The sequence below is a fragment of the Burkholderia sp. PU8-34 genome (genome assembly GCF_053427725.1).
Genome location: NZ_JBSAXC010000013.1, coordinates 118,801 through 131,198 on the forward strand (window position 1 = coordinate 118,801; position 12,398 = coordinate 131,198).

The 12,398-nt window shown below is 66.3% G+C and carries 13 protein-coding genes and 1 pseudogene; 10 read left to right on the forward strand and 4 right to left on the reverse strand.

The features are described from left to right. The first annotated feature begins 138 nt into the window (after positions 1-138). The 8 genes and pseudogenes from ACV22Z_RS26350 to ACV22Z_RS26385 all read left to right on the forward strand — a co-directional run bounded on the left by ACV22Z_RS26350 (position 139) and on the right by ACV22Z_RS26385 (position 4,975). Positions 139-624 (forward strand): SRPBCC family protein, encoded by a 486-nt coding sequence (locus tag ACV22Z_RS26350; protein ID WP_448079208.1) that lies wholly within the window; start codon positions 139-141, stop codon positions 622-624. 21 nt (positions 625-645) lie between these two features. After that, a pseudogene (locus ACV22Z_RS26355) lies at positions 646-744 on the forward strand (polyketide cyclase); the annotation flags it as partial. 70 nt (positions 745-814) lie between these two features. Next, positions 815-1,582 carry a CoA transferase subunit A gene (locus tag ACV22Z_RS26360; RefSeq protein WP_448079209.1) on the forward strand — a complete coding sequence of 256 codons (768 nt, stop codon included), beginning with the start codon at positions 815-817 and terminating at the stop codon, positions 1,580-1,582. Between the two features lie 170 nt (positions 1,583-1,752). After that, positions 1,753-2,460, forward strand: coding sequence for a 3-oxoacid CoA-transferase subunit B (locus tag ACV22Z_RS26365; protein ID WP_448079210.1), 708 nt, complete (start codon positions 1,753-1,755; stop codon positions 2,458-2,460). After that, positions 2,457-3,095, forward strand: coding sequence for a DsbA family protein (locus ACV22Z_RS26370; protein WP_448079211.1), 639 nt, complete (start codon positions 2,457-2,459; stop codon positions 3,093-3,095). Before ACV22Z_RS26365 ends, ACV22Z_RS26370 begins: the two co-directional genes overlap by 4 nt. Beyond that, the gene (locus ACV22Z_RS26375; protein ID WP_448079212.1) at positions 3,088-3,804 is read left to right on the forward strand and encodes a Crp/Fnr family transcriptional regulator; all 717 of its coding nucleotides are present in this window, start codon (positions 3,088-3,090) and stop codon (positions 3,802-3,804) included. Before ACV22Z_RS26370 ends, ACV22Z_RS26375 begins: the two co-directional genes overlap by 8 nt. Positions 3,805-3,879: 75 nt before the next feature. Beyond that, positions 3,880-4,179 (forward strand): hypothetical protein, encoded by a 300-nt coding sequence (locus ACV22Z_RS26380; protein ID WP_448079213.1) that lies wholly within the window; start codon positions 3,880-3,882, stop codon positions 4,177-4,179. A 103-nt stretch (positions 4,180-4,282) separates the two neighbouring features. After that, a complete protein-coding gene (locus ACV22Z_RS26385; RefSeq protein ID WP_448079214.1) occupies positions 4,283-4,975 on the forward strand; it encodes a phosphatase PAP2 family protein in 693 nt (230 codons plus the stop codon). Positions 4,976-5,079: 104 nt separating this feature from the next. On the opposite strand, the gene ACV22Z_RS26390 is transcribed toward ACV22Z_RS26385, so the two are convergent. From ACV22Z_RS26390 to ACV22Z_RS26400, 3 genes are all read right to left on the reverse strand, one after another. Then, entirely contained in the window at positions 5,080-5,739 is a 660-nt protein-coding gene (locus ACV22Z_RS26390) for a glutathione S-transferase family protein (RefSeq protein WP_448079215.1), read from the reverse strand. Between the two features lie 268 nt (positions 5,740-6,007). Then, positions 6,008-7,078: a rhodanese-like domain-containing protein gene (locus ACV22Z_RS26395; RefSeq protein WP_448079267.1), complete on the reverse strand. Its 1,071-nt coding sequence runs from the start codon at positions 7,076-7,078 to the stop codon at positions 6,008-6,010. Positions 7,079-7,356: 278 nt separating this feature from the next. Beyond that, positions 7,357-8,010 carry a peroxiredoxin gene (locus tag ACV22Z_RS26400; RefSeq protein ID WP_448079216.1) on the reverse strand — a complete coding sequence of 218 codons (654 nt, stop codon included), beginning with the start codon at positions 8,008-8,010 and terminating at the stop codon, positions 7,357-7,359. 665 nt (positions 8,011-8,675) lie between these two features. On the opposite strand from ACV22Z_RS26400, the gene ACV22Z_RS26405 reads away from it, so the two are divergent. Together ACV22Z_RS26405 and ACV22Z_RS26410 are read left to right on the forward strand one after the other, a co-directional pair. Then, positions 8,676-8,984: a hypothetical protein gene (locus ACV22Z_RS26405; protein WP_448079217.1), complete on the forward strand. Its 309-nt coding sequence runs from the start codon at positions 8,676-8,678 to the stop codon at positions 8,982-8,984. A gap of 66 nt (positions 8,985-9,050) precedes the next feature. After that, positions 9,051-11,243: an Agd3-related carbohydrate deacetylase gene (locus ACV22Z_RS26410; protein ID WP_448079218.1), complete on the forward strand. Its 2,193-nt coding sequence runs from the start codon at positions 9,051-9,053 to the stop codon at positions 11,241-11,243. Between the two features lie 207 nt (positions 11,244-11,450). Here the strand turns inward: ACV22Z_RS26410 and ACV22Z_RS26415 are convergent, their stop codons facing one another. Next, positions 11,451-12,392 carry a LysR substrate-binding domain-containing protein gene (locus tag ACV22Z_RS26415; protein ID WP_448079219.1) on the reverse strand — a complete coding sequence of 314 codons (942 nt, stop codon included), beginning with the start codon at positions 12,390-12,392 and terminating at the stop codon, positions 11,451-11,453. Positions 12,393-12,398 lie beyond the last annotated feature (6 nt).

The window sequence follows — 12,398 nt, forward strand, 5'->3', positions numbered from 1 at the left end:
AGCGTACTCCATGCGTTGTCCGACCCGACGCGCTGCGCGATCGTTGGCGCGGACCTCCTTCACGAAGCAGGTTGCGGGAAGCGCGGTCGGATCGCATGGCGGAATGCGTCGAACGCCATCATGAAAAGGAGCAAGCCAATGCCAGCAAGCCACACCGATCCCGCTGAAGCCCACGACCTCGTCATCACCCGCGAATTGCGTGCGCCGCGCGCCGCACTGTGGCGCGCGTGGACCGACCCCGAACTATTGAAGGAATGGTGGTGCCCGCAGCCGTGGACCACCGAGGTGCGCGCGTTCGACCTGCGACCGGGCGGCGCATTCCACACGTTCATGCGCGGCCCCGACGGCGGCACGAGCGACAACCCCGGCTGCTTCCTCGAGATCGTGCCCGAGTCGCGCCTCGTGTTCACGTCGATGCTCACCGCGGACTGGCGCCCTCAGACGCCGTGGCTCGGCTTCACGGCCGTGATCACGATGCGCGACGACGGCACCGGCTGCCGCTACGAAGCGCGCGTGATGCATCCCGATGCGGCGACGCGCGAGCGCCACGAACATCTCGGGTTCTTCGAAGGCTGGAACCGCTGCATCAGCCAGCTCGACGAGCTGGCGGGCACGCTGCGTTGAGCACGACCCGCATCAGCCGGCATCAGCCCGCATCTGAACGCGACGCGCGCGAGGGTGTATCGCGCGCTGCTCGATCCCGTCGCGGTTGCGCGATGGAAAGTGCCGGCCCGCATGAATTGTCATCCAGAAGACAACGTCCGCCGACCGCCCTGCCTACACTCGCGCCATGTCCATCAACAAGGAGACGGCCATGCGCTACGCGAACAAGGTGGTTTCGGTCGACGACGCCGTGTCGCATGTGCTGTCGGACAGCCGGCTGATGCTCGGCGAATTCGTCGGCGCGGGCGAAGCCGCGCTGTGCATCGAAGCCTTGCTGGGCCGCGACGTGCGCGGCCTGACGCTGATCGCCAACACGCCGGGCCTGCGCGGCGGGTTCCTCAAGGCGAAGCTCTTCGCATCCGGCCAGCTCGCCGAGTTCATCGGCACGCACGTCGGCACGACGGACGAGTCGACGCACGCGTACCTGACCGACGCCGTCCGCGTGACGGAGTTCTTTCCGATGGGCACCTGGGCCGAGAAGGTGCGCGCCGGTGCGATGGGCCTCGGCGGCGTGCTGGTGCCGGTCGGCGTCGGCATTCTCGACCAGCCCGGCCTGTTTCCCGCGCGCGATGCGCCGAAGCCGAAGATCGCGGTTGACGGCTGCGAATGCTTCGTCGAGCCGCCGCTACGCGCGGACGTGTCGATCATCAAGGGCTGGCGCGCCGACACGTTCGGCAACGTCGAGTTTCGCGGCACGTCGCTGCAGAACCAGCGCGACATCGCCATGGCGGGCCGCTACACGATCGTCGAGGTGAACGAGATCGTCGCGGTCGGCACGATCCCGCCCGAACGGGTCGGCTGCCCGGGCGTATTCGTCGATGCGGTCGTGCAGGGCCTGACGCTCGACGAACAGCATGCGCTCTACCGCCGGCAATGGACGCAGCTCGGACGCCTGCCGGCCGCCGACGCGCCAGCCTGACCGCCATACGGCCATACGCCGCCTTGCCGCCTTGCCGCCTTGCCGCCTTACCGCCTTACCGCCTTACCGCCTTACCGCCTTACCGCCTTACCGCCTTACCGCCTTACCGCCTTACCGCCCCAGCCCCAGCCCCAGCCCCAGCCCCAGCCCCAGCCCCGAAGGAGACCACGATGCTCGCCCCCGCGACACACGCCAACCCCAAGCATCGCATCGCCGCACGCTGCGCACTGGAACTGCGCGCGGGCCAGGTCGTCAACCTGGGACTCGGCATTCCCACCTTGACGGCGAACTTTCTCGATGCCGACGCCGGCGTGATCTTCCATACCGAGAACGGCGCGTTCGGCTTCGGCGGCCGACCGCCCGCCGACGCGCTCGACAGCGACCTGACGAACGCGGGCTGCGAACCCATCACGCTGACGCCCGGCGCCGCGCTGATGGATCTCGCAACGTCGCTCGGCGCGATGCGCAACGGTTACATCGACGTCACGATTCTCGGCGCGCTGCAGGTCGATGCGCACGGCAACCTTGCGAACTGGGCATGCCGCCGCGACGGCAAATGGTGGCCCGGCATCGGCGGCGCGATGGACCTGTGCTACGGCACGCGCAAGATCATCGCCGCGCTCCAGCATACGGACAAGCACGGCCGCTCGAAGATCCTGCCGCGCTGCACGCTGCCGCTGACGGGCCAAGGGTGCGTGAAGGTGATCGTCACCGAGCATGCGGTGTTCGACGTGACCGGCGACGGCCTGGTGCTGCGCGAAATCCTGTCGCATGCGACACTGGCCGACATCCGCGCCATGACCGACGCCCCTTTTACACCGGCGCCAGCGCTGCGCGGGCCGGCCGACATGCGTCCCCCTGGAGAACACGCGCGATGAGCAACGCCAGAACTGCCACGTGGTACTTCGATTTCGTTTCGATGTTCTCGTATCTGCAGCTCGAGCAGTTCGGGCGGCTGCCGCCGACGCTCGTCGTCGAACCCCGTCCGATCGTGCTCGGCGCAGTCCTGAAGCACTGCGGACAAAAGGGCCCCGCGGAGATCGCGGCCAAGCGTCTCTTCACCTACCGTTACGCGCAGCACCGCGCGGAACAACTCGGCATTCCGTACCGGATGCCGCCGATGCATCCGTTCAACCCGATCAAGGCGCTGCGGCTCGCGATCGCGATGGGCGGCTCGCTCGACGCGATCCGGCGCATCTTCCGCTACATCTGGCGCGACGGGCACGACGTCGCGTCGCCGGAAGGCTTCGCCGCGCTGTGCGATGCGCTCGGTTTCCCCGAAGGCGTGGCCGCCATCGATACGCCGGCCGTGAAGGATGCGCTGCGCGCCCACACCGATCATGCAATCGCGCACGGCGTGTTCGGGGTGCCGACCTTCGAACTGGATGGCAACCTGTTCTGGGGCGAGGACGCGACGGCGATGTTCATCGACTGTGCCACGTCCGGCGCCTGGCTCGATTCGCCGGAAGTGCGCCGCATCAGCACGCTGCCGGACGGCCTGAGCCGTGACTGAACGCAACGCGTACGGCACCACGCCAGCCCGCCCGGGCATCGGCCCCGCCCGCCTCGCGCATATCGCCGCGTGGTCGATCGAACTGCCTGACGACGAGGCCGAGCGCGCGTGTGCGGGCATCATCGAAAAGACCTTCGCGCGCGGCGCCTGCATCTGCCCGAAGCACACGGTGCTGGAAAGCTGGACGGGTGTCGTCACCGGGCTGATCAAGATCGGCACCGTGTCGCCTGAAGGGCGCAGCGTCACGTTCACCGGCGTGCCGGCGGGTGGCTGGTTCGGCGAAGGCACCGTGCTTAAGAACGAACCGCGCCGGTACGACATCGTTGCACTGCGCGACACGCGCATGGCCTTCATGGACCGGCCGACCTTCATTTGGCTCGTCGAGCACAGCGTCGCGTTCAACCGCTTCCTCGTGCGCCAGCTCAACGAGCGGCTGTCGCACTTCATGGCGCTGCTCGAATACGACCGGCTGCTCGATGCAACGCCACGGCTCGCGCGATGCATCGCCTCGTTGTTCAATCCGGTGCTGTACCCGGGCGGCGGCGATCACCTCGACATCACGCAGGAAGAACTCGGCCTGTTGTCCGGCATGACGCGACAGGTCGCGAACCAGTCGCTGAAGACGCTGCACAAGGAAGGGCTCGTGCGGCTCGAATATGGCGGAATCACCGTGGTCGACCTCGCGCGGCTACGCGAGTACGGGACGTAACCGCGGCGCGACAGCCATCGAGGCGGCAAAGGATCGCACCCCGTATCGGCGCAATCGCCGCCGACCTGCTCGCCCATGCCTGCCCGTCTTTTTTTATTTTCGATCGACGCACACGCACCTATGCGCGCGGCGGCAGGTTCCACCACGCGGCGCGGCGCATCCACCCATTTGATGCAACGACGTTGCGCGCGCAACACATCGTCCAGTTCACCCAATTATTTTCCTGACACCAGCGTCTCCATCGGCGCGGCGTCGGCGACATCCCCGCGCGCCGCGCCACACGGCGCCGCTGAATCCGGCCCCATCATGCAAGCCACGCGCAAGCCCGTTTCCTCAGGGGATTTCCGGTATTTTTTCGCATTTTCTTCGAAATAACGGGTGACATACTTGCCCCCCGTTGCGCTTGCACGTCGAGCGCGCTTTCTATCCCGCCGGCCGCCCATGTCATGCGCTGCGCGTCCGCCGGGGACCGCAGACCATGAACAGCTTCGACACCGCCATCCAGGTTTTCCTTACCCACATCACGTTCAGCCCGCTGCTGAACCATGCGATCCGCGTCGTCGCGGGCCTGTACACGTTCAAGGGCTTCGTGCTGATTCCCGTGCTGTGCTGGTTCTGGTTCCAGCCGGGCCCGCGCAGCGAATGGCAGCGCGAGATGGTCGTCGCGACGATCGCGAGCGGGCTCGTTGCGCTCGCGAGCGGCCGGCTGCTCGCGCGCTATCTGCCGTTCCGCGTGCGGCCGATCTACAACCCGGACCTGCATCTGCACTTTCCGTCTGCCGAGTTGCGCGCGGCGACGCTGCAGGCATGGAGTTCGTTTCCGAGCGACCACGCGATGCTGTGGATGGCGATCTCGACCGGCATCTTCCTGATGTCGCGCCGCATCGGCGTGCTCGCGCTGCTGTACACCGTCGTGTTCATCTGCCTGCCGCGCGCGTATCTCGGCTTTCACTATCCGACCGACCTGCTCGCGGGCGCGGCGATCGGCATCGCGATCACGCTGCTGATGACGCGCGACGCGATCCGCACGCGCTGTGCGCGCCCGGTGCTGCAGCTGATCGAGCGCTTTCCCGCGCCGGCCTATACGCTCGCGTTCCTGCTGTGCTTCGAGCTGATCACGCAGTTCGACGAACTGCTGACGCTCGCGCAGTCGGCATCGCACACGATGTGAGCGGGGGGACACCACGATGCTGCCACTGTTGCTGTCACGACGAACCGCCGCGCACTGCCGGCCGCGCGCGGCAACATCGCGCGCCGCCACCGGCAGACTGCGCGTCAATCGCGATCCGGCGCGCCGAGCGGAAAGAACCCGCGATACGGCCGCGCCTCGTCGACCGCACGCGCGAACGACCGCCGTGCGAGCAGACGCTTCCGGTATGCGAGCACGTGCGCAAACGACGGATCGATCCGATGCGTCCAGTCCGCGTAGAACAGGAACGGCGCGGCGCCGCAGTCGGCGAGACTGAAGCGGTCGCCGGCCGCCCATTCGCGCTCGGCCATCCGGCCGTCGAGCCACGCGTATGCGGTGTCGAGCATCGCGCGCGCATCGGCGACGCCGCGCGCGTCGCGTTCCGCGTCGGGACGCAACGCGTCATACACGATCTTCTGCTGCGGCGTCGACACGTAGTTGTCGAAGAAGCGGTCCATCATGCGGACCTCCAGCGCGGCGTGCGGATCGTCGGGCAACAACCGGACGGGCCCCGGATGATTCAGGGCCAGATATTCGATGATGATCGTCGCCTCGAACAGCGTGCGTCCTGCGTCGACCAGCACCGGAAAGCGCTTGAGCGGCCACAGCGCGGCCAGTTCCTGCATCGGTTTCGGATCGTCGTGCGCCAGCACGCGGTATTCGAACGGCGTGCCGTTTTCGTACAGCGCGATCAGCACCTTCTGGCAATAAGACGAGAAAGGATGGGCGTAAAGCGTCGGGAGCATCGGATGTCCTCTTCAACGGGGTTCATAGTCACAACGCGCATGCGCTGACCACCGGCGTGGCCTGGCGCAACGATCGCACGAAGCACCGCGTCGCGCGCGGCGCAAACCAGGTCGGTTCATGTGACGACGGATGACGCGGGCCGGAATCGACATGCAAGCTCGAAAGAAAAACGCGCAAAGCCGCGCCGCCTGCCGGCAAACGCTATCCCGAAGCACCGTTGACTCCCCACCGTTTCATCCTTCGGGGTCGGGCACACCCGATGGACAACTACTGACGGCCGTTGACGACCGCGCGCCCCTCGGCCCGCCAGCGCAGCATCCCGCCGCCGAGATTCGCGATCGCGTCGAAGCCCGCCTGGCGCAGGATCACGGTCGCCTGGGCGGACCGGCCGCCCGCCCGGCACACGGTCACGATCGGCCGCTCGCGCTCGAGCTCGCCGGCGCGCGCGGCCAGCTCGCCGAGCGGAATCAGCGTCGCGTCGGGCAAGTGCCCGAGCGGCCCCGTGAATTCGGCGGGTTCGCGCACGTCGACGACCTGCACCGCGCTCAGGTGATCCTCGAGCCACTGCGGATCGATTTCCCAGAACCCCGCGAACGTGTACACGAGCGGCGCCCAGTCGGGCTCCGCGTGCTGCTCGGGCGCGCCGACCGCGACGCCGCACTTCAGGTTCGCCGGCACCGCGACGTCGATCTGGCGCGGGTGCGGCAGCCCGAGATTCGTCATGTAGCCCGCGAAATCGTCCTCGCTGAGGTCGCCGCCGAGGCGCGGATTGAAACGCCGCTCCTCGCCGACGCTCGTCACCGTCAGCCCGCGATAGTCGTGCGCCGGGTACAGCAGGCAGCCTTCCGGCAGCGTGAAGAGCCGGCCGTGGACGGCCCGGTACATCGCGCGCGGATCCCCCTGCTGGAAATCGGTGCGGCCCGTGCCGCGGATCAGCAGGCAATCGCCGGTGAACGCCATCGACTCGTCGTCGAGCACGAGGCTGATACAGCCGTTCGTATGGCCGGGCGTCGCGCGCACCGTCAGGTAACGCCCGCCGAACGGGCAGCGGTCGCCGTCGCGCAGATAGCGGTCCGCGCCCTCGGCGCCGCTCGCCGCCGAAAACGCAATCGCGCTGCCGGTGCGCTGTTTCAGCAGCCACGCGCCCGTCACGTGGTCGGCATGCACGTGCGTGTCGATCGTCATGCCGAGCCGCAGGCCGAGTTCGTCGAGCAGCGCCGCGTCGCGGCGCACCTGCTCGAACACCGGGTCGATCAGCACTGCTTCCCGGGATGCGCGGTCGGCCAGCAGATACGTATAGGTAGACGATTGCTGATCGAAGAGTTGCCGGAAGATCACCACGATGTCACTCCGTCGCCAGTCCCCGCGCGCGGCACGGCCAGCGCCACGTTGCCGCCCCGCAGCCCGTCGGATCGGCCGGCCCGTGTCGCCCGGCCAACCGATCCGCCCCGTCATGCGTCATGCCGCCACGCTGTCACGCCGTCACGCCGTCACGCTGTCACGTCGTCATGCCGCCTCACGTCACGTCGCCACGCAGTCACGTCGTCACGTCGTCACGCCGCCTCACGCCGCGCTGGCCGCGTCACCGCGTCACCGCGTCACCGCGGCCCCGCGCATCAGCGCGGCTGCGTCACGTACCGCAGATACGGCTTCAGCGTCTTGAAGCCCTGCGGGTATTTCTTCTTCGCATCGTCGTCCGACACCGACGTCGGGATGATCACGTCCTCGCCCGGCTTCCAGTTCACCGGCGTCGCCACCGTATGCTGCGCGTTGAGCTGCAGCGCGTCGAGCAGGCGCAGCACCTCGTCGAAATTGCGCCCCGCGCTCATCGGGTAGACCAGCATCGCCTTGACCTTCTTGTCCGGCCCGATGATGAAGACCGACCGCACCGTCGCGTTGTCGACCGCCGTGCGCGGGCCGCCGCTCGCATTCGGGTGGATCATGTCGTACAGCTTCGCGACCGTCAGGTTGTCGTCGCCAATCATCGGATAGTTGACCGCGTGCCCCTGCGTTTCCTCGATGTCCTTCACCCATTTCTGGTGATCGCTGACCGGATCGACGGAGAGTCCGATGATTTTCGTGTTGCGCTTGTCGAATTCCGGCTTCAGCCCGGCCATGTAGCCAAGCTCGGTCGTGCACACCGGCGTGAAATCCTTCGGATGAGAGAACAGGATCGCCCACTGATCGCCGATCCATTCGTGAAAACGGATCGTGCCCTCGGTGGTCTCGGCGGTGAAATCAGGCGCTTCTTCTCCAAGTCGAATCGACATTTCTTCCTCCATGGCAGGGAACCCTCAAGACGCCCGCGCCGTGATTCGTCGAACGGAACGCTGGCGATTGTCGCGAATGCCGGGACGCGCGTTCGCGCAGCCCGGCCGCGCGCGGAGGCGCCACGCGCGATCATCGGAGCGCGGGACGCACGCCGTCCCGCGCGCGTTTATAGGGTAGGTCAAAAAGCGTGCGTCACGGGCGGCCGTTCGCGGAGGGCGTGCCGGGCCGCGAGCACGTCGCTGCGCAACGATACGCACACGCAACGTATGCGCGTTGGCGCGAAGCACGACGCCATCCGCGGCACCTGCGATGGCCGGCTCGCCCGCCGGCCGCGTCCGGCTCTGCGCGTGGATCACGCATGTAACGTTTTTCCCGGGTTGCACCGCGACATCCGTGTAAAAAAATTGAAATTTCCGCTGTAAATCAATAGGTTACAGACAGTGGCACATTGCTCGCTTGCAGTCTGAAGCAGGTTCGCATGCGCGTGACACCGGCATTGCGACGCCGTCGCGAACACGTCCGCAAGAACACACGACAGCACCGCCGGTGCTGCACCGGCTCGGGCAGCCGGTGTGCACGACAAATCCAATTCGCTGAACCAGACGATTCCGCGGCCGTTGTCCGGTGCGATACGCCGGGCAGGCCGCCGGACGGATGGTCGTTTTTGCAACGTATCGAACAACGCCAGTCGTTTCAGGAGGACATCATGAAAGTGCGAGGAACGAATAGGCCGCTACGCGTGTGGGGCGCGACGCTGACCTGTCTGTGCGCGGGATGCGTCGCGTTCGCCGCGCTGGGTTCGCCAGCGGCCTTCGCGGCCGGTAAGCCGCGCCCGGTCGCTCACGGCGCCAACACGCTGCCGTCGAAAGGGAACATGAAAGGAAACATGCTTGCCACGCTCCCGACGCTGCCGACCGGCCCGCATCCGAGCGAGGCAAAGAGCACGCAAAAATTCACGAAGCAACAACTGTAGGCACCACGCTTACTACTTTGTCGGGGAAAAGACCAGTCATTCGATAACTGAAGCGTGAGGTTTGCCATGAGTGCAATACGAACACCATCCCGCCTGCCCGGGCTGCTGGCGCGCAGCCTGGCCGTCGCGGGGCTCTGCGCCGCAGCCAACGTGAGCCATGCCGTTCCGGCGGATGCGCAGATCGACCTGAAGATCCTCGTCCTGATCAACAAGAGTGCCCCGAACTACCCCAATACACCGGAACTGCTGGCGACAAGGGCGATGCTCGACCATCTGGGCGTCCCCTACCTGGAATACCCGTACGACAACAACACTCCGACGTTGCCACAGCTCGAAACGGCGCCCGACCATGCGCTGTACCAGGGCATCATCATGCCGCTCAGCGATGCGCGGTTCATGAACCCGGCCACCGGAGCGCTTGCCACGATGCTCACGCAGTATCAGTTCAAGTACAACGTGCGGCTCGCGAGCGTCTATACGTGGCCGGGCGATACCGGCTGCCTGCAATACGTCGGCTACCGGGATACGACTTCGACGCCGCTCAACACGACGCTGACAACAACCGGCAAGACGCTATTCCCGTACATGAATGCCGGCTCGACCACGGGCAATCCGCTGCCGGTGACGAATGCGTGGACGTATTTCATGTCGCCATTGAGCCCGCCGCCGACCGGCGTCACCGTAACATCACAGATCCAGGCCGTGGGAACCAACAACGTCACGTACCCGGTGGCTGCGACCTGCCTGTTCAGCAACGTGACGCCGACGCCCGCCGGTCAAAGCACGTCGCGCGAGATCATGGCGATCTCGTTCGACAACAACCCGTACCTGATCCACTCGATGACGCTGTCGTACGGCATCGTCAACTGGGTCACGCGCGGGCTGTTCGTCGGCAGCAGGCACGTGTACATGGACCCGCAGGTCGACGACATCGGCATCCCGGACGAGATCTTCCCGTATGCGCTATCGCCTTACGACGTTTGGTACGACGTGACGACGGGCCAGTCGACGCCGGGTGGCCAGTGTCCGTACGGAGGCGTTTCGCAAACCACGGGCATGACCCCGTGCGAATACCGGATCAGCGGCGCCGAGTTCGACAACGTGATGGCATGGCAGGACAACACGAATTCCGGCACCGCGAACGCGGGTGCGCTGAAATTGACGTTCGCCTTCAACGGCTCGGGCTTCGGCACCGCCTATGGCGGGCTCGGGAACTACCCGCCGAGCGGCACCGACACGTTGAGCACCGAGGTGAACGCAAACGAGTACGATTTCAAGTGGATCACGCATACTTACGACCACTTGCTGCTGGAGCCGAACACGACGATCACGCCACCCACCACGGTCACATCCAGCCAGGTGACGTCCGAACTGCAGAACAACGATGCGGTAGCCCAGACCATCGGGTTCGAGAACTACAACACGACCGACATCGTGACGCCGGAGATCTCCGGGCTCTACTGGGCGCCGACGCTGAGCGCTCTCGACTCGTTCGGCATCAAGACGCTCGTGTCCGATTCGTCGAAGCCGACACCGCCGGTCGGCATAAGCGGCTGCACGCAGCCTACGGCCACGAACGGCGTCACGTATTCGCTCCCTCCTTTCAACGAGGGCAAGTACAACTGCGACGACACGAGCATCTTCGAGATTCCGCGCTACGCAACGGCGCTGTTCTACAACGTGTCGGTACCAGACGATTGGGTCAAGGAATACAGCTACTTCTATGCGAGTCCTGGCGGCTTGTTCCCGACGTTTCCCGCAGCTTCTATCAAATACGGCTTTATTCTCGACAAGGTGTCGGACATCCTGCTCAGCTACCTGCTGACCTATGACAACCGCCCGATGATGTTCCACCAGTCGAACCTGCGCACGTTCACCGGGACCAATGGGGTGCAGACATTCCTGCTTGCCGATCTGCTGAATATGACGCTGACCAAGTACAACAAGTACTACAAGGGTGTGCCGATCGTCAGTCCGTATCTCGGCGATACCGCCGGCACGCCCGCGCTGCTGCGAACCATCCGTGACTACTCGCACGTGACGGCCACGCTCAAGCCGGGCGTGTCAATCACGCTTGATGCGGCGCCAACACCCCCGGCGACATCGATACCGATGCCATCGACCGTCACGGTGCCGATCACGGGAATCAAATCCGGCACGTCAACGGAAACTTACGGCGGACAGAGCATTTCCAACATGCCGCTGATGCAGTCACAGGCCTATCACCTGCAGATCACGCCGGCGCCGGCGTGGCAATAGCTTGCCGACAGGCATCGCGCGACGGAGGCGCGGACTGAAGCGCCCGCCGAAAGGCGGGCGTTTTTTTGCCGGCTCGCGGGACGCCATGAGCGCTGGGCGGTAAGCCGAGTGGCGCTCGCGCGCGTCGGCGCGTGTGCCGCCCTGCTCCGCACGAACGGCGACGCGAAACCGACGACGCGCATCCACGCGACGATACGCTCCGTCCCGTCAGCCCGGCATCACAGCCTGCTGCCCGGCCCGCACGCCTGACTCCCCGAGCGCCTCCTTCAGAAACTCGACGCACGCGCGCACCTTCGCGGACTGCGCGAGCCGCGCCGGATAGACGGCCCACACGTTCGCGGGCTGCGTGACGCCCGGCAGCACGCGCTGCAGCCGGCCCGCGTCGATCAGCGGCTGCACGTCCCAGATCGAGCGCAGCACGATGCCGCGCCCGGCGAGCGCCCATTGCACGGCGACCTCGCCGTGATTGCTCGACAGCGGCCCCGTCACCTGCACGGACACCGTCTCGCCGCGCGCGTCGAGCCGCCATACACCGAACGGATGGTCGCGCTCCTTGATCACGAGGCACGCGTGCGCGGCAAGATCGCCGACCTGCTTCGGCACGCCGTGCCGCGCGAGATAGTCGGGCGACGCGCACAGCACGCGGTGGTTCGACGCGAGCTGTTTCGCGATCAGGTGGCCGGCGATCTCGTCGCCGATCCGCACGTCGACGTCGAAGCCCTCGGCCGCGACGTCGACGATCCGGTCGAACAGCTCGAGCCGCACGTTGAGCTGCGGATAGCGGTCCGACAGCCCGGCCAGCGCCGGCGCGACGACGTTGCGGCCGAAGCCGAAGCTGCTCGAGACGCGCAGCGTGCCGCGCGGCACGCGGCGCGTCGTCGACACGTCCTCCACCAGGTGCTCGACGTCGTCGAGGATCTTCTCGGCCCACGCGTAGACCCGCTCGCCGGCGTCCGTCACCGCGACGCGGCGCGTCGAGCGGTGCAGCAGGCGGATGCCGAGGCTCGCCTCGAGCATGCCGACCCGCTTGCTCACGTAGGACGACGACATCGCAAGCGCATCGGCCGCCGCGCTGAAGCTGGCCTTGCGCGCGACCATGCAGAACACGCGCAGGTCGCCGAGTTCGGGCGTGACGGCCGCGTCGTTCATCAGTTG